Origin of the sequence: Flammeovirga sp. SubArs3 (assembly GCF_947387565.1) — a bacterium.
In the GTDB taxonomy this organism is placed as follows: domain Bacteria; phylum Bacteroidota; class Bacteroidia; order Cytophagales; family Flammeovirgaceae; genus Flammeovirga; species Flammeovirga agarivorans.
The window spans coordinates 34,635-53,760 of record NZ_CANDOA010000012.1 but is presented as its reverse complement, the minus strand read 5'-3'; the positions used below and the strand labels follow the sequence as shown (position 1 = coordinate 53,760).

Here is a 19,126-nt window from a genome sequence, read left to right as displayed (position 1 = left end):
TTTTTTAAGAAAAAATGAAATTCAATAAAATATATAAAGAGTTTTACTGGGAAAAAATTAGATTTCATTTCAGAAATCATTGGTTAAGGTATCTTCAATCTGCAATTCTTGTTTTTCTAATTGTATTAGTAAGTGACCGTATTAATACTTGGTTTTTCCGCCCATCCAAGATGTATACTTTATTGGATCGCTTCTTTTATGATTATACATTATCTCATCCTGAACTATTAACAAAAACGAAAGCATTTAAATGGCCTTATGCTTCTTCTTCTTTAGAAGGAAGCTTAAACAATGAGTCATTAATTCAGACTGAAAAAGATTTTGAATACCTGAAAGATGAGTTGGAATTCTTATCAAGATATGACAGAAAAAAATTAACGAAAGACGAAAAACTTTCAAGAGATATATTTGAGTTTTTAATGGAGGTCAATATTCTTGACCGTTGGATTTATGAGCATGTAAAATACCCAATTGATCATATTGAAGGCATTCAAGTCCAATTACCTCTTTTCATGATCAATTGTCATTCCATCGAAAATGTAAATGAAGCTTACAACTACATTTACCGTTTGGAGGAAGCTCAAGATAAAGTTTCAGAATTGATCTCTGGGAAGCCTTTGTTTCCTAGCGAGGTTGAAAACCGACAAACTTCAAAAGGAATTCTCTATAGAAGGGAAAATGAGTCGTTGGAAGAGGCAATACATCACTTTAATATTAACGAAGACCATGCTTTGCCTCCAAAAGTAATCCTAGCTTTAATTCACAAACAATTAGAGGCATTTCTAAGTGTACCATTAGAAGAGAATATCTTTTATAAAGATTTTATGTCTAAAGTGACACAACTGGATAATGATGATATCAAACAGAAACTTCCTGAGCTAGAATATCAATTGAAAAAGGCTATTGAAGGTAGTGTTATTCCCTCTTTTGATGCTTTAATGAGAACTGTCGATGAGGTGTATATGCAAGCCGAAGAAGAAATCACATTAATGCGATTTGAAAAGGAAGGAGATGATTATTACAGACATTTGATACAATATACTTGTGGCCTAAACCAAGAGGAAATTGAAAATGATTTTCGTCCTAGAAACCTTAATTATGAAGCAAGAAAATTAGTTTCTAGAGAAAAGAAAAAATTAGGCGTTTTATTCGATTCTTTAGGCTTAGAAGGAACGACATTGAGAGAGCAATTTGAGTCCTTTTATCAAAAGCAAAATATCGATCAGAAATGGTTTGTCTACAATGATTTTCAGAAGTATTTTCAAGCTGCTCCCTTTATCAAAAATCAACACAAACCAATAGAAATTCGAAGACTCCCTCATTTTATGAGCAACTTCGATCTTGAACCTTTTTACTATGAAGGTAGTTTTGATAGTAGTAGAGCAGGTAGAGTTTATCTATGCGATTCACTGAGTAAATACCAAGAGATGATGATGCCTGTTTTTGCAATATCTTCTGCAGCCCAGGACGAATGGTCAAAGTATAGATTAGAGAATAAAAAACTACCACTTTTTAGAAGAGAATTAAGTTTTAACTACATCGTTGAATTTTGGAAAAATATTTATCTATCCACATATTATAAAAGTGCAACGTTAGAAGAGAGAGCACTTTATCAAATTTGGAGATTAAATAATGCTATCATGATGCGTTGCGATTTGGGTATCCATCACTTTTTATGGACAAAAAGAGAAGCGGTAGAATATGTTTTTGAAAACTCAATATTAAATTTCAGAGATTCTGAAAAAATTGTAGAAAAGTCTACATCTCTTCCTGCAAGCTTTGTTGCTAAAGGCTTTGCTATGAAATTGGTAGATCAGGTTTGTAAAGAACGCAATATATATATTGATAATCAGATAGGTAGAGAGGTAATGAGTGAGTTGTTTATTCAAGGAGGATTAACATATAGTAGCTACAAAGAAATTTTAAAAGCAGAGTAGCTCAGATGATTGTCATCATATTCTTTTTGTCCTATTGATAAATAGTTCACAACTTAAAATTAAATCGTATCTTTGCACGTAATTTTTTAAGCAACGATTACAGTAAGAATTAATATGAATTTAACTGTTCGAGAAAAACACGGATTTAAATATATAGATGAAGGCGAGGGAGAAGTATTAATACTTTTACATGGCCTGTTCGGCGCATTGAGTAACTGGGCAGATGTATTAAGTTACTTCTCAGGGAGATACCGTGTACTCATTCCTATGTTGCCTATCTACGATTCACCAAGAAACGAATCTAATTTAGAAGGACTTGTAACTTACACTGAAAAGTTTGTTGCTGATTTCGAATTGGAAGAGTTCTCATTACTAGGCAATAGCCTAGGAGGACACGTTGCTTTAATGTATACTTTAGCAAATGCTGATAAAGTAAAGAAGTTAATTCTTACTGGATCATCAGGTTTATATGAATCAGGTATGGGATTATCATATCCTAAACGTGGTAGCTACGATTTTATTAAAGATAGAGTAGCTTATACTTTCTATGATCCTGAAGTAGCAGCTAAAGAATTAGTAGACGAAGTGTATGAAGTAACTTCAGATAATGCAAAGTGTTTACGTATTGTATACTATGCAAGATCTGCTCAGAAGCACAACCTTCGTGATGAATTAAAAAACATTTTGTGCCCTACATTGTTAATTTGGGGACTGAACGATACAATTACACCTCCTTCGGCAGGGCATGAATTCAACCGTTTAATACCAAACGCTGAATTACACTTTATTGATAAGTGTTGTCATGCTCCAATGATGGAACATCCGAACAGATTCAACATGTTAGTTGATGATTTCTTGAGAAATAACTAACAATAATGTAGTTTAGAGAAACCTTCACTCGATTTCTCTGGATTTACATCTTGAAATAGAGTCTGTGAGGAAACTCATAGTTTAAAATGGGAGGTAAATGTTGATGTATTTCAACACATTTATCTCCCATTTTACGTATATACACATATCTTTTCATCAAACTACTTATAGATGATATGCAAATAGCGAAAGATTTGTTGACAACGACATTACCAAGCATTACCCCAGATACGAGTTTGGAGTGTGTGTTTTCATATTATGAAGAATTAAATATTCTATCACTGCCGGTTATTAAGGATGATAAATATATCGGTATGGTGATGGAGCAGGATTTCTTTGACCTTGATTTATCTGAAGGAGTAAAATCTGTTAAACTACCATTATCAAACGAAGAAGTATCTGTTTTACCGACAACACATTTGTATGACTGTCTAAGAATAGTTGATGAATTTGATGTAGAAATCATCCCTGTTGTCGATAAAGAAAATAAATACCACGGCACCATTATCGTAAAAGATATGATGGACGAAGTGGCAAGAATGCATGCTGACCAAATTGAAGGCAGTGTTGTAGCATTAAGAATAGAAGCTATCCATTACTCATTGGAAGATTTGAGTAGATGGGTGGAATCAAACAATGTAAAAATATTGTCAGCTTTTGTTGAAGTTGATACAAACGATGCCAAAATGGTAATCGTTACTTTGAAATTAAATACAATGAATGTAGAAGCTGTATTGGCGACATTTGAGCGTTTTAGCATGAATGTGATATTCTCTTCTGCGTTTGCTGAAGGAAAAGACGAAGGTCGTGATCGATTGGACAACCTGATGCGATACTTAGAACTGTAAAAATGAGAATTGCTTTACACAGCCGTAAACTAGAAAAAGAAAGAAGCGAATTTTTAATCAATTCTATTTATGAGATTATTAATCGTCCTGAATTGGAATTAATGATTTCTGATGGATTAGCACTCTATCTTGAAAAAATAGAACCTGAACTTTTCAAACAGCTTGAAGTTTTTAGTACTACAGAAGAATTGAGAGGAATAGATTTCATGATCTCAATTGGAGGTGATGGTACTTTGCTGCAAGCACTTACTTATGTTCAGGAATTGGAAATTCCAATAGTAGGTGTTAATGCAGGTAGATTAGGCTTCTTGGCTTCTATCAGAAGAGAGAATTTTTCTCAAACGATTGATGCTTTGATTAATGGTTATTACTCCATTGAAGAAAGAACAATGCTTACAGTGGTCAGTGATAGAGAAGATCTTTTTGGAGGCATTAAATTTGGTCTAAATGAGTTTACGATTTTAAAAAGAGATACCTCTTCAATGATCGTGGTACATACTTACCTTAATGGTGAGTATCTTAATTCTTATTGGGCTGATGGATTAATCGTATCAACACCATCTGGTTCAACAGGATACTCACTAAGTGTAGGAGGACCAGTAGTAATTCCTGGATCGGAAAACTTTATTATATCACCAGTTTGTCCCCATAACCTAAATGTAAGACCATTGATTGTATCGGATCAAAGTGTAATTTCATTTGAGATCGAAGGACGAACGAAAAACTTCTTAGTTTCATTGGACTCTCGCTCAGAACCGGTAGATGCTACCATTGAATTGGCAGTAAAAAAATGTCCATTTAAAGCAAAATTGGTTAATACTGGCGGAGGTGAAAAATTCTTAGATACCTTAAGGAAAAAACTAAACTGGGGATTGGATAACCGAAATTATGCAAAAGAATAGGTAGATATTACCTGAATGATAATAAAAAAACGAGAAAGAGTCATCTATTATTTATTATGGATGACTCTTTTTATATTCGCCTTATAATCTTTAGTAGATTGAAGTAGCAAACAACCATCGAAACTTATTTTATTATTTAAACCATCATGAGAAAATCAATTTTATCTCTCATTGGAGGCGTGGCTTTGGCATGCTTAACAATAGGGTGTAGTGATCAACAAGAAAATCAGCATTCATCGAACAATATTCTATTACAAGAATGGAAAGGTCCGTATGGAGGTGTACCTGCTTTTGATAAAATGCAGTTATCTGATCTAAAAAGTGCGATTGAAGAAGGAATGGAAATGAAATTGGCAGAAATAGATGCAATTGCCAATAGTACAGAAGAACCTACTTTTGAGAATACCATAATCGAAATGGAAAAGTCGGGGGCAGCATTAGATAGAGCCTTTACTTATTATGGTATTTGGAGATCTAATAAATCCACTCCTGAGTTAAGAAAAATCAGTAAAGAATTAGCACCAAAGATCTCAGCATTCTCCTCTAAAATCAGTCAAAATGAACAACTCTTCAAAAGAGTGAAAGCGGTGTATGAAGCAAGTCAGAAAAAACCTTTAGAAGCAGAAGCTCAAAGAGTAGTAGAGCTTACTTATAAAGGGTTTGTAATGAGTGGTGCAGATCTCGATCCTGCAAAGAAAAAACGTTATGCTGCCATTCAGAGTGAGTTGTCAACTTTGTACACAGACTTTTCTAATAATGTATTAGCTGATGAAGAAAACTATGTTGTTTATCTGAACAAAGATCAATTAAGTGGATTGCCTGATTCATTTATCAAGTCATCAGCAAAGCAAGCAGAAGATAGAGGCCATAAAGGAGAGTATGCAGTACCAAATACAAGATCTTTCATGGAACCGTTCCTTACGTACTCTGACGAAAGAGCTATCCGTAAAGAAGTTTGGACCAACTATATCAAAAGAGGCGATAACAGAGATGAGCATGATAATAATGCCATCATTGCAAAAATCCTTAAGCTAAGAGATGAAAGAGTAAAGCTGATGGGGTATAGTAATTATGCTACATGGCGTTTACAAGATCGTATGGCAAAAACTCCTGATAATGCTATGGATTTGATGGAAAAAGTATGGGAAGCCTCAGTAGAGACAGTTCATCGCGAAGTGGCCGATATGCAAGCTGTAGCCAATAAGAGAGGAGATAAGATTACAATTGAACCTTGGGATTATCGCTACTATGCAGAAAAGGTCAGAAAAGCTAAATATGATTTGGACTCTGATGAGGTAAAACAATATTTACAGCTGGAAAAACTAAGAGAAGGAATGTTCTTTGTCGCAGGGGAGTTATTCAACTTTAATTTTAAAGAACTTCCAAAAGGAGAGATTCCTGTATTTGATGAAGATGTTCGTGTTTGGGAAGTAAATGACAAGTCTTCAGGTAAAGTAATTGGCCTTTGGTATTTAGATCCATATGCAAGAAAAGGTAAACGTTCTGGAGCATGGGCAACAACATACAGAAGTTTTACTTCTTATCAAGGAGAGAAGATTGTATTGGCATCAAATAACTCGAACTTTATTAAGCCAGCACCAGGTGATGTGGCGTTAGTTTCTTGGAGTGATGCAGAAACATTTTTCCATGAATTTGGACATGCACTGCACTTCTTATCAGCAGATGTGAAATACCCTACATCAAATAGCGGAGTAAGAGATTATACAGAGTTCCAATCTCAATTATTAGAAAGATGGTTACCGACTGATAAAGTTATCAATGGTTTCTTGACGAATGTAAAAACAGGTAAACCAATGCCTCAATCATTATTAAAGAAAATTGAAGCAGCATCTACTTTTAATCAAGGGTTTTCGACAACGGAGTATTTGGCATCAGCTTTAATGGATATGAAATATCATACAACAGATCCTAAAAATATTGATCCAGTTACCTTTGAAAAAGAAACATTAGAAGCACTAGGTCTTCCTAAAGAAATTGTAATGCGTCACCGCTCTACGCAGTTCGGTCATATTTTCTCAGGTGAAGGATATGCAGCAGCTTATTATGGATATATCTGGGCAGATGTGTTAACAGCAGATGCTGCAGAAGTGTTTGAAGCATCACCAAATGGATACTATGATAAAGAAATTGCAGATCGATTAGTGAAATACTTATTTGCTCCTAGAAATGCAATGGATCCTTCAAAAGCATACCGTTTATTTAGAGGTAGAGATGCTGATTATAAAGCATTAATGCGTGATAGAGGGTTTATGAACTAAGAATCAATTCAGTTTATATGAAAAAGAGTTACCAATCAATGAATTGGTAACTCTTTTTTTATATTTCAAGAGGTTGAAATTTCTACTAGTTTGCAACTTCAGATAAGAACTTAACACGTACTAGTCGAATTTCATCTTCTCCAATATCTTCATCTAGCTCATCAAAAGCATCATCAATAGAATCGGATTCAGCAGACATGAAATAATCATAAATCTCCTCAATTCGATCATCGTCCATGATGGTTTCTATATAGTAATCAAGATTTAATTTTGTACCAGAATCACAGATGTTTTCAATCTCATCCAATACATCATCAAAAGATACTTTTAAGGATTCGGCAATATCTTCAATATCTTGTTTTCTATCGATTTGCTGAATGATAGCAATTTTAGATTTTGACTTATTGACTGTTGACTTTACTACTACATCTTTTGCCGTAGTAATCTCATTTTGCTCAACATAGTCTGCAATGATATCAATAAAAGGTTTACCAAACTTTTTAGCCTTACCTGCACCAACACCATTAATTTGCATTAATTCTTCATTCGAAACAGGGTAAGTCGTTGCCATTTCTTCCAAAGAAGGTTCTTGGAAAATAGCATAAGGTGGAATACCTTTTTGGTGTGCTAACTTCTTACGTTTTGCTTTTAATAAGTCGAATAACTCTTTATCGAAAGCATTGGTAACAATGGCTTCTTCATTTAAAGCTTCTAACTCTGAAGGCCACTGATAATCCTGAGTGTAATCAATATCAAAAGGACTCTTTTGGAATTTCTTTCCTTTTTCAGAAACCTTTATGATAGTAACATTATCAACATCTTTTCCCATGAAACTGTTGATCATGGATTGTCGGATGATGGATTCCCAATATTGTATATCATGATCGCTTCCTTTACCAAAAGTTTCAAGCTCATCATGATGATAACTGGTTACATAATCCGATTTAGTTCCTGTGATAACATTACAGATATGTTCAATTCCAAAACGTTCTTCTGTTTCCTGGACAGCTTGTATTGCAATAAGGATTTGTTCCTTAGCATTAAAGGAAGCATGTTTTGTTTTACAATTATCACAATGTCCGCAATTGTGCTCCACATCTTCTCCAAAGTAATGTAGAAGTTGTCTAGTACGACAAACAGAAGAGTTTGCATAGTAACTCATTTCCTGTAGGAGTATATGCACATTTTCTCTTTCAGTAACAGATTTGTCTTTGTGGAACTTCTCTAACTTAGAGATGTCATCAGGGCTAAAGAGCATCATACAGAAAGACTCTAAGCCGTCTCTACCTGCTCTACCTGTTTCCTGATAATAACCTTCCAGAGACTTCGGTGCGTCGTAATGTACTACGAACCTCACATCCGGTTTGTCGATACCCATACCAAATGCAATCGTAGCAACTACAACATCACAGTCCTCATTAAGGAAGGCGTCTTGATTCCCCATCCTCACAGAAGATTCCATACCGGCATGGTAAGGAAGTGCATTGATACCATTGATTCTTAAAAATTCAGCTACTTCTTCAACCTTTTTACGGCTTAAGCAGTAGACGATTCCTGATTTATTCTGATGTTTCCGAATAAATTTAATCAGTTGAACTTTAGGATCTTTTTTCGGGTGAACCTCATAATAGAGGTTGTCTCTATGGAAAGAAGATAGGAAGATGTTAGCATCCTCCATCTTTAAGTTTTTCTGAATATCAGCCCTCACTTTAGGAGTTGCTGTAGCGGTTAAGGCAATAATTGGAAAATCACCAATTGCTTCTATTATTTGCTTAATCTTTCTGTATTCAGGACGGAAATCATGTCCCCATTCAGAGATACAGTGAGCTTCATCAATAGCGATAAATGAAATCTTAGACTTTTTAAGAAGTTGAATGTTGTCTTCTTTTGTTAAAGATTCGGGAGCAACATAAAGTAGCTTAGTTTTTCCTTCTAGTGTCTCTTTCTTAACTCTGTTTGCTTCACTTTTTGATAAAGTAGAATTAAGAAAACTAGCATGCACACCTAAAGCTTGAAGTTGGTCTACTTGGTTCTTCATTAATGCAATCAAAGGAGAAATCACAATTGCGGTTCCTTCTTTCATCATTGCAGGAAGTTGGTAACAAAGTGATTTACCAGCGCCAGTAGGCATGATGACAAAAGTATTTTTACCTTCAAGTATGTGCGTAATTATTTTTTCCTGATTACCGCGAAATTGATTGTAACCAAATACTTCCTTCAGTTTATCTTTTAACTGTGATTGTACCTTAGTACTAGCCATATAACTTCGTTGTCAATGAATTATTTGGCAAATAAACATAAGCCAAAATAATTGAATGTCTAATAGTTGTAAGTGGAATAAAAGTGTATTTTTTCTATAATTTCTTCATCCCGCATATGAATATACAAAATCAGTATTAGTTTTCATAGCAGATAATCTTAACCATTTTGAATAGTTGATTTTTTGTTTTGTTAACATTGCCGTTAGTTTAGAAAATGAGAGAACATTAAAAAAGGCTTGTGATAATTATTCACAAACCTTTTTGCTACATCAAATATAATGAAATTATTAATGACTTAGTCTTTCTAATTTCGCTAAATCGATAATTGTAATATTTTTATCCTTGATTTCAATAAGACGCTCATCTTTAAAATCAGATAAAGTACGAATCAACGTCTCTTTTGCTGTACCAACGATTTTAGCCAAATCATCTCTAGTAATCGACATTCTTTCGTTTGGTCCTTGCTGATATCTTTTATCTAATTGAAGTAAAACTTCTGCTACACGTTGTCTTACAGAACCGTAAGCTAACTTTAAAAGTTTTTCTTCTTGCTCGATCACTTCTCTAGTTAATAGTTTAATGAAAGAGTGAGATACGTCTCTATTATTATGAATCAATGAGAAGAAATCTTCTTTTGGAATCATAGTGATTTCACATTCTTCCAATACCATGGCAGACTCTGGGTAAGGAACATCTTTTAGTAATGCTACATAACCTAGGAAGTCGCCAGGTCCATGAATACCTGTGATATATTCTTTACCGTCTTCGTTCGTCTTATAAGTTTTAACTTTACCACTTACAATCTGAAGTAATGCGTTCGGGTGGTCACCTTCATAGAATAAAACACTTTTCTTTTTGTAAGAACGTGATTTTCTATTTTCAGAAAGTTTTTCCAAGTTATTCATACCGCGAGCATCGCTAATAAAAGAGTCAAACCCATCAGCAGACTGCTCGTAGCGTTTTTTCACTATGTCACTTTTCTTTAAACGGCTTTCAATAGCATCTAATAATTCAACATCATCAAAAGGTTTTGAGATGTAATCATCAGCACCATGGCTCATGCCTTTTCTGAAATCAGATTTTTCAGCTTTAGCCGTTAAGAAAATAAATGGTATACTCGCTGTATTCGGATCTTTACTCAAAGCAAAAAGAACACCGTAACCATCTAATTCTGGCATCATAATATCGCAAATAATTAAGTCAGGGTTGGTTGTTCTAGCTCTTTCAACACCCACTTTTCCATTCTCTGCCGTAATAACATCATAATTAGATAACTCCAGAATCTCAGATGTATTCTCTCGCATTTCAGGGTTGTCCTCTATCAGAAGTATCTTTTTCATTTTTATATTAATTAATTCGGTATTTGTATAGTGAAAGTTGTTCCTTCATCCTCTTTGCTTTCAAAAGAAATGTCTCCATTCAGCATTTCGAGATATTTAAGAACAATATTTAATCCTAGGCCAGTTCCTTGAATATTGATGGCATTTTCAGCTCTAAAGAATCGAGAAAATAAGTGTACTTGATCTTTTTTCGGAATTCCCATTCCCTCATCTTTAATACTGATTTTTATGTTGTCCTTACCCATTTCAGAATGAACCCAAATACGGTCACCTATGTTGGAGTATTTTATGGCATTTGACAATAGGTTGATGATAATATTTTTTAGAATTTGAGGGTCTGTTTTTATACTCGATCCTCCTTCATGCGAAATGAGAAATTTTTGCCCTTGTTTAGTCACAGGAATCATCTCATCACAGATACCATCTAAAAATGTATCTATCTGAACAGTTGATAAATGTACCTTTGCTTTTCCTTCCTCTAATTTACTAATAGAAAGGAAATCATTCAAAATTTGTGTAAGATTGTTAACGCTTGATTTGATACGTTTGATATGTTTCTCTCTTTTCTCTAGATGTGACTCTGAAGTATACCTAGAAATCAGTGAAACTGACGATAAAATCGTACTTAAAGGAGTTCTAAATTCATGAGATGCCATTGATACAAAACGACTTTTCAACTCGTTGAGCTCTCTTTCTTTTTTGAGTGATTTTAGAATTTCTGTTTCTGCTTTTCTTTGCTGAGTGATGTTCAACATCACTACCAAAAGTTGTTTAGTTTGTTTCCTACTATTTTTAATAGGAACGATGATCGCAGAATAATTTAGGTCTTTATATCCAAATTCAAAAATGGTTTCCTCACCCGTGGTGATCACATCTTTAGCAAGGAAAAACTTTTGTTTGTATTCTTCTTTTTTAGAAGGGTCGTTACTGCTTAGGAATTGGAAAAACTGTGCACCAATAATTTTTTCACCATCCAATTCAAGGTCTTTAAATCCTTTACCGTCTGCGAAAATGTATTTCAAGTTTTCATCAAGAACAGCAACAATACCGTATGGGAAATTATGTGCGATAATTTTATAGATCGCCTGGCTTTTCAGTAATTCTTCTTCTGCTTTTTTTCTTTCGCTGATTTGAAGCTCAAGATCTTCATTTGAGCGTTGTAAAGTCTTAATGGCTTTGTCCAATTGGCGGGTTCTGTCTTGAACACGTTGTTCCAATTGTTCATTAAGATCTTTAATATGATTGATGTGCTGACTATGTAAAATACTGTGACGAATAGCTCTCTCTAATTGTTGAGGAGTCATCTGTCCTTTTACTAAATAGTCTGAAGCACCTGCATTCATGGCTTCTTCATCCACTTTTACATCACCCTGACCAGTAAGTAAAATAAAAGGGACATGTTGTTCTCTGTCTGACAAAGACTCTTTGATCAGGTCTAAGCCACTTTTCGCACCGAGTAAATAATCAACAACATATACATCGTGAGCACCTTTTTTAATGTACTCTAGTGCCGTTTCATAATTAGAAACCCAATCAAGATGGTATTCTCGATAGGGGATATCGTCCAAAATATCCTCTGTGATGATGTAGTCATCTTCATCATCGTCAATAAGGAGTACTCGAATGGTCGAACTCGGGTGCTCTATTAAATTAGAAAAAGGCATTTATAGTTATCTTTCTTTCAGTTATTTGTTTGGTAATCGAACGATCTGAAACCAGTACTGATTCAAGGATTTAACAATATCAACCATTGAATCAAATGTTACAGGTTTTGTGATGAACGAACTGACCCCTAAGTTATAAGTTTTTAGGACATCTTCTTCATTATTTGAAGTTGTTAATACAACAATTGGAATATTTTTTACTTCCTCGATTTCCTTTATTTCTTTTATACATTCTCTACCATCTTTTTTGGGCATATTCAAGTCCAAAAGAATCAGGTCAGGAAGTGGATATTCTTTTGTATCACTATATTTTCCTTCGTGATTAAGGTACTCCATTAATTCCTCTCCATCCTCTACAAAAAAGAGTTGAGATGCTAATTTACTTTCTTCGAAGGCCTCTTGTGTTAACATTCGATCTTCGGGATCGTCATCAGCATAAAGTATTGTCATTAGATTTTGTGAAAACATTATGAGGGTATATTTAAGTGTAATATTTAAAAAATTATGCGTTAATATCCAGGTTCTGATTCTCCAGGTCTGTTCTTAACGTAATATAAAAAGTGGTCCCTTTTCCTATATTGCTTAGTGCAGTGATATCACCACCATGTCGTTGTGCAATTTTTTTACAAATGGCTAATCCTATTCCTGAACCATTGTATTTTCTACCTTCTAATCGTTGGAAGATTTGGAAAATTCTGTCGCTATATTTCTGATCAAAACCAATCCCATTATCTTTCACAGCAATTTGAATAACGTCTTCACCATGATCTTCTGGTAAGTACTTTACCTCAACAATTGGTTTGGCATCATCTCTTTTGAATTTAATAGCATTGGAAATGAGGTTTTGGAACAATTGTCTCAGCTGAGTACTGTCTCCTTTTAGGTTAGGTAAGTGATCGATACGAATTTCAGCTTCTGCTTCATTAATTGCAATTTCAAGATCAGAAATAACATCAGTTAACACATTGTTGAGATTAATCTGTTCGAAATCTTTGGCTTTTGAAGTGATTCTAGAAAAGCGTAATAAGTCAGAGATAAGTTGTTGCATTCTCTCTGCAGAACTCAACATTCTATCTATATAATCTTGTCCTTTCTCAGAAAGCTTTTCTTTCTCTTTTGTTTTTAGACGATCACCAAAAGCACGGATTTTTCGAAGTGGTTCCTGTAAATCGTGGGAACTCACATAAGCAAAATCTTCTAGCTCTCTATTTTTTGCTATAAGCTCTTGAAGGTAGAGTTTTACCTTCTTCTCATTTTCTACTCTTTCTGTCACATCCTCAGCAAAAACAATAATGCCGCTAATTTCGCGATCATTATTATACCAAGGGTGTGCTTGCCATTCAATACAGGCCGTTTTATTGTCTCTTCGCTTTACATAGTCAAGTTGGATACCTGATTTTTTCCCTTTGACCACTTCTTCAAAAATAGGAATCCATTCTTGAGAAAAATATTCTATAGGATCAAAGATCTTCTTTCCAATTATTTCTTCATTGATGTCCCCTAAAAAGGTTTTTTTCCAACGCGTACTGGCTACAAGATATCTAAAATCTTTATCCAACATCGTAATCGCCGCCGGAGCATAGTCAGCATAATATTCTAAAAGCTGTCTTTGTTCGATTACTTCTTTCTCCGCTTCTTTTCTTTTAGTGATATCATTGATAAACGCAGCAACATGTAATTCTCCATCTAACTGTAATGAACTGATGCTTATTTCAACAACAAACTGATCTTTGTTTTTTCGTTGAGCTAAAAATTCTTTTCCGAGTCCTTTTGTTCTAGTCTTCGGGTTTTTAATATATCCATCTCTTAATCCGACATGCATTTTTTTCATACTATCGGGTAAAAGAATTTCTAATGGTTCATTGATCAACTCACCATCTTCATAACCGAAAATTTTATCGGCCATAGGATTGGCTGTGACAATGATTCCTTTCTTATTACAAATGATAATTCCTTCAGATGCAGCGTTAAATAAAGCTGCTAATGGGTTTGAATCTTGATTAAAAATTGATTTAATGTCGCTCATTATTCAGTGATTGATTTCGTTTATTTATTAGGCTTTGTGGATAAACTCGATAGTCTCTTTTAATTGGTCTGGATGTACCCAAAATGTATTTTCATCTCGTCTAAACCAGGATAATTGTTTTTTAGCATATCTTCGACTGTTTCTTTTAAGTAGCTCAACAGCCTTGTCCCAATCGTGTTTACCATCCCAATGGTCAAATATTTCTTTATACCCTACAGTTTGTAGCGCGTTTTTATCTTTATGGGGCAACATACTTTTTACCTCTTCTACCAAACCATTGTCTAGCATTAAATCCATTCTAAGGTTAATACGATCATATAATTCTTGTCGATCACGATCTAAACCTATCTTGATGATTTTAAAAGGTCTTTTAGCAATGTAAGTACTTCGTTGGCTAGAGTAAGGTTCTCCAGTTATAGCCATTACTTCTAGTGAACGGATAACTCTCTGGTAGTTGGCCCTGTCTACTTTATCGTAATATTCAGGATCTTTTTCTTTAAGCTCCTTTAGTAGCGGTTCTAGTCCTTCTTCCTCATGCTTTTTGTTATAAGCATTTCTGATTGCAGGATCACTAGTTGGCATCGGATCGATACCTTTACACACAGCATCTACATACATACCAGAACCACCAGAAAGTATAACATATTTATGATGTTGGAAAAGTTCTTCTAATAACGCTAAAGCATCTTTTTCATAATGTCCGAAACTGTATTCTTCGTCGATAGATAAGTGTCCAACAAAGTGATGAGGAACACCTTGCATTTCCTCTATAGTTGGCCTTGCTGTTCCGATTTGCATTTCCTTAAAAAATTGACGGGAATCAGCATAAACTACCTCTGTTTCTAATGATTTTGCTAACTGGACACAAAAATCTGTTTTACCTACCGCGGTTGGTCCAACCACTACGACTAATACATTTTCTTTATCTGACATTTAATGTGATTTGATACTGGATTTTTATCATCACACAAAGTTAACAATAACTAGGAAAGCATTTACAAATAATGTGAGGATTGATGCAAACAAAAGTGTACCTTTGCCCACTGAATTTTCAAGATATTAATACTATGTTTGTAGAACCTAGATTCCAAGACCGTACAGAAGAAAAGCAAATAGGTTGGATAGAAGTTGTTTGCGGATCTATGTTTTCTGGTAAAACAGAAGAGTTAATCAGAAGAGTAAATAGAGCAACAATTGCTAAGCAAACGGTTCATATTTTTAAACCTGCAGTCGATACCCGTTACCACGACTCAAACGTCGTTTCTCACAACTCTAATTCAATTATTTCCACTCCGGTTAAAACTGCTGACGAGATTACACAATATGTTAGCGAAAATGAAGTTATAGCTATTGACGAGGCACAATTTTTTGATAACAAACTCGTAGATGTTTGTGTTGAATTAGCCAACAAAGGTCATCGTATTATTGTATGCGGTTTAGACATGGATTTTCAAGGAAAACCGTTTAAACCAATGCCAGAACTTATGGCAATTGCAGAATACGTTACAAAATTGCACGCTATTTGTGTACAATGTGGTGAGCCGGCGTTGTATTCTTATCGCCTTTCTGCTTCAAAAGAACAAGTACTTCTAGGGGAAACAGATTCCTACGAAGCAAGATGTAGAAAGTGCTATCAAAAAGGAATGTCATCACGTCAAGCAGAATCATAATTGCAGAGTCTCAGTTTTCTACCTGATGACTCTACGTTATCAAGCTGAAAAATAGACTTCTCAATGAGAAAACAAATTGATAAAGAGACGCTTAGACGTCAGATAATACGTTATTTTAGTTTTAGGACAATCCAGGGTAGAAATGTGCTATTAACCGCATCCTACCTTCTGATTTTGATCACTTTTACTATTCTTGTAGTTTATCAAAATAAATTGGTAAGTGATGTTGGTGATAGGGTAATTCAAACCAGAAACCCTATCACTGTCATGACTTCAAGAATAAATGCAGGTCTGGATCGTGTTTCTGCGGCTCAAAGAGGTTATTTTCTTACAAAAGACGATAGCTACAAAGATGAAAGAAACTCACTTTGGGATACTGATATCCTGCCAGCATTAGAAAAACTCGAAGAATTAGGAAAACAACTGACTTCACAAGACCGACGTTCAATTGATGCCCTTGGTATCTTATTGAAAGAATACAAACACGGTCAAGATGACTTGGAATTATATTTTGAACAGCATATCACAGATTTTGCTGCTATTCAAGAAGACGTTGAGGAATTAGATTCCTTGACCTTAAGGCTCAAACTAGAAAGTTTTAAAAAGAAAACAGAAGTAGACGAATACATTGTAGACTACCTGTTAAATAATATCTCCCCACTAAAAGCAGAAATTAGAGAATATCTTGGTCCATTATCTCAACAGCAGCAAAAAGCCATGTTGGACGATGTTAAGAGAATTAATGAAGATATCGATAGTGCGAACTCATCGATTGCTTTTGTTACTGCATTCTTCGCTATTTTGGCCATTGGATCATCACTTTTAGTAATCAGAACATTAAATACCTCACTCCAAAAACCAATCGATCAGTTGGATAGATTGTCCGTTGGTGATTTAGGTGAATCAATTGATGAAACCACTGATGAGATGAATGATATCATTCTATCATCTAATAAACTGAGAGATAACTTGGATAGAGCCTCAGCATTTGCATTAGATATTGGTGAAGGGAATTTCGAAGCTAATTTCAATCCTGCTAGTGAGCATGATATGCTAGGTAATGCTCTTGTGCAGATGCGTAGTCGTTTGAAAGATGTAGCTGATGAGGACGAAAAGCGTAACTGGATTACAAAAGGTATGGCTCATTTTGGCGATATTCTTCGTCAGAATTCAGATATTAAAGAATTATCAAATTCCATCATTTCAGAATTGGTAGGTTATTTATCAGCCAACCAAGGAGAGCTTTACTTCATGGAAGAAACGGATGAGGGAGAGCACTTTCTGAACCTTGAAGCCACTTATGCTTTCGAGAGAAAAAGAATTATTGAAAAGAAAATACATATTGATGGCCGTTTTGCTGAAGGTTTACTAGGTCAGTCTTACCTTTTAGGCGAAACTATTTACCTCAATGATGTACCACAAGGATATACAGACATTACTTCCGGCTTAGGTGATGCAACACCAAGAGCAGTGCTTATCGTTCCATTGAAAATCAACGATGAGGTAGAAGGTGTTCTTGAAATTGCGAGCTTTAAAGAAATCGAGAAGTTCGAAGTGGAATTTGTTGAGAAAGTGGCAGAATCAATTGCTTCTACATTAAGAACAGCAAAGAACAACGAAAGAACTAAGACTTTACTACTTTCTTCTCAAGAGCAAAGGGACCACCTAAGAAGCCAAGAGGAAGAAATGAGACAGAATTACGAAGAACTTCAGGCGACTCAAGAAGAAATGGAGCGTCGTCAGAAAGAACTTGAAACACTTCGTAATAATCTTCAAGAGCAGGTAAAAGAAAGAACGACAGAGCTAGAGAAAACATTAGAGCGTTTTGATCTTGCTTTACAAGGAACAACAGAAGGTATTTGGGATGCAGCTTTAATTAATGGAGAGCTAAATAACGATACGCAATTCTGGTGGTCATCAAGATTTGAAGAATTATTGGGTTATGAAGAAGGTGAACTAGAAAATAGCTTGGAAACCTTTATTTCTAATATTCACCCATTAAATAGAGATAAGACTTTAAAAGTATTTAATAGCTTAATTGCAGACCACCTTGGTATTGCACAAAATGCTATCGATGTAGAACTGAGAATGAAAGATGGTACGTATAGATGGTTCCATATTTCAGGAGCAGTAAAACATGATGAAGATGGCAAAGCAACTCGTTTTGCAGGTGCTATTAATGATATTTCTTCGACCAAAGAATTAGAACATAGTCAGAAATTACTTTCTATCAGAGAAGCGAACTTGAAAGCATTCTTGGATGTAACTCATGATTATGTATTAGCAATAGATCAGAAGATGGTCGTTACCTTGGTAAACAATGCCATGAAAGAGGCATTGAAATCAAGAGGCTTACAAATTGTTGAAGGAGAAACAGTAATATTAGATATGGTACGTCCAGAAAATAGAGACAGATACCATACGAATATTAGAAAAGCATTAGACGGTAATATCTTTACCGATGAAATGATTATTCAGGTAGGAACGTCTAAGCAAATTATGGATACAAGATACTATCCAATATATGCTGAAGATGGTTCTATTGTTGGAGCAACAGTAATGTTCCATGATATTACAGATACGAAAAATAGAGAAAGCGAATTAGAAGAATCAAGACGTCAGTTAAAGGCAATTTTTGATACTTATGATGCTGAAGTGTATATGAAAGATCTTGATGGTAAATACATCATGGCAGATCAAACCTATATACAATCTATTGATGTTGATTTTGATATCATTGGAAAAACAGATGTTGAGATCTTTGGACCAGAGAAAGGTGAAGAGATTTGGGAAATTGATGAAGCTATTTCTGAACAAGAAACAGAGATTTCATTTTTAGACTCTCGAGAAGATGGCACAAAATACAAATGTGTGAAGTTCCCAATGGTGAATAGTGCAGGTAAGATTTATGCCATCTGTAGTATTGCTTCTAAGCTGGAATTTGAAGGATCTATGGATTCTGGAGTAGAAAAAGTACCAGTACCAATTATATATAGAGATTCAAATAATCCATCACACATTGTGAAAAATGGTGGTTCTTGGAAAAACTTTTTTGGTGAAGACACTACTTTAGATAGATATGTTTCCTCTAAAGATCAGTTGAGATATGAAGTAGCGATGAATAATATAGCAACTGCAATAGCAAATGGTAAGTCATACTTTGAAACCTACACACTGACTTTAGATAATAATGATAGAATCTTAGTATTGGAAAAAGGAAATTCTGTAGAAAGAACATATGATGATCAGAATGTTGTTGTTTCAGCAATGATTAACATCACACCTTTACGACCAAACCATGGTTAAGCGGTAGAATTTATTACCTTTGC

General features: G+C 34.7%; 13 protein-coding genes. 7 read left to right on the top strand and 6 right to left on the bottom strand.

What is annotated here, in order from left to right; all coding sequences use genetic code 11:
• Positions 1 to 14 precede the first annotated feature (14 nt).
• The 5 genes from QL232_RS23830 (at position 15) to QL232_RS23810 (ending at position 6,836) form a co-directional block, all read left to right on the top strand.
• Entirely contained in the window at positions 15 to 1,937 is a 1,923-nt protein-coding gene (locus QL232_RS23830) for a DUF885 family protein (protein WP_281616061.1), read from the top strand.
• Positions 1,938 to 2,051: 114 nt separating this feature from the next.
• On the top strand, positions 2,052 to 2,807 hold the full coding sequence (locus tag QL232_RS23825) for an alpha/beta hydrolase (RefSeq protein ID WP_281616060.1): 756 nt from the start codon (positions 2,052 to 2,054) through the stop codon (positions 2,805 to 2,807).
• 176 nt (positions 2,808 to 2,983) lie between these two features.
• Entirely contained in the window at positions 2,984 to 3,655 is a 672-nt protein-coding gene (locus QL232_RS23820) for a CBS domain-containing protein (protein WP_281616059.1), read from the top strand.
• 2 nt (positions 3,656 to 3,657) lie between these two features.
• The gene (locus QL232_RS23815; RefSeq protein ID WP_168881969.1) at positions 3,658 to 4,557 is read left to right on the top strand and encodes an NAD kinase; all 900 of its coding nucleotides are present in this window, start codon (positions 3,658 to 3,660) and stop codon (positions 4,555 to 4,557) included.
• Positions 4,558 to 4,703: 146 nt separating this feature from the next.
• Positions 4,704 to 6,836, top strand: coding sequence for a M3 family metallopeptidase (locus QL232_RS23810; RefSeq protein WP_281616058.1), 2,133 nt, complete (start codon positions 4,704 to 4,706; stop codon positions 6,834 to 6,836).
• Between the two features lie 85 nt (positions 6,837 to 6,921).
• Here QL232_RS23810 and recQ read toward each other — a convergent pair whose 3' ends face one another.
• From recQ to miaA, 6 genes are all read right to left on the bottom strand, one after another.
• Positions 6,922 to 9,096 (bottom strand): DNA helicase RecQ, encoded by a 2,175-nt coding sequence (gene recQ, locus QL232_RS23805; protein ID WP_281616057.1) that lies wholly within the window; start codon positions 9,094 to 9,096, stop codon positions 6,922 to 6,924.
• A 288-nt stretch (positions 9,097 to 9,384) separates the two neighbouring features.
• The gene (locus tag QL232_RS23800) at positions 9,385 to 10,437 is read right to left on the bottom strand and encodes a response regulator (protein WP_168881966.1); all 1,053 of its coding nucleotides are present in this window, start codon (positions 10,435 to 10,437) and stop codon (positions 9,385 to 9,387) included.
• Between the two features lie 11 nt (positions 10,438 to 10,448).
• Entirely contained in the window at positions 10,449 to 12,101 is a 1,653-nt protein-coding gene (locus QL232_RS23795; protein WP_281616056.1) for an ATP-binding protein, read from the bottom strand.
• Between the two features lie 21 nt (positions 12,102 to 12,122).
• Entirely contained in the window at positions 12,123 to 12,551 is a 429-nt protein-coding gene (locus QL232_RS23790; RefSeq protein WP_211093230.1) for a response regulator, read from the bottom strand.
• 52 nt (positions 12,552 to 12,603) lie between these two features.
• Positions 12,604 to 14,127, bottom strand: a complete 1,524-nt coding sequence (locus QL232_RS23785; protein WP_281616055.1) for a PAS domain S-box protein — start codon at positions 14,125 to 14,127, stop codon at positions 12,604 to 12,606.
• A gap of 27 nt (positions 14,128 to 14,154) precedes the next feature.
• The gene (miaA, locus tag QL232_RS23780; protein ID WP_281616054.1) at positions 14,155 to 15,060 is read right to left on the bottom strand and encodes a tRNA (adenosine(37)-N6)-dimethylallyltransferase MiaA; all 906 of its coding nucleotides are present in this window, start codon (positions 15,058 to 15,060) and stop codon (positions 14,155 to 14,157) included.
• Between the two features lie 134 nt (positions 15,061 to 15,194).
• On the opposite strand from miaA, the gene QL232_RS23775 reads away from it, so the two are divergent.
• Complete coding sequence (locus QL232_RS23775; RefSeq protein WP_168882098.1) at positions 15,195 to 15,797, top strand: thymidine kinase; 603 nt, start codon at positions 15,195 to 15,197, stop codon at positions 15,795 to 15,797.
• 63 nt (positions 15,798 to 15,860) lie between these two features.
• Entirely contained in the window at positions 15,861 to 19,103 is a 3,243-nt protein-coding gene (locus tag QL232_RS23770; protein WP_281616053.1) for a PAS domain-containing protein, read from the top strand.
• Positions 19,104 to 19,126 lie beyond the last annotated feature (23 nt).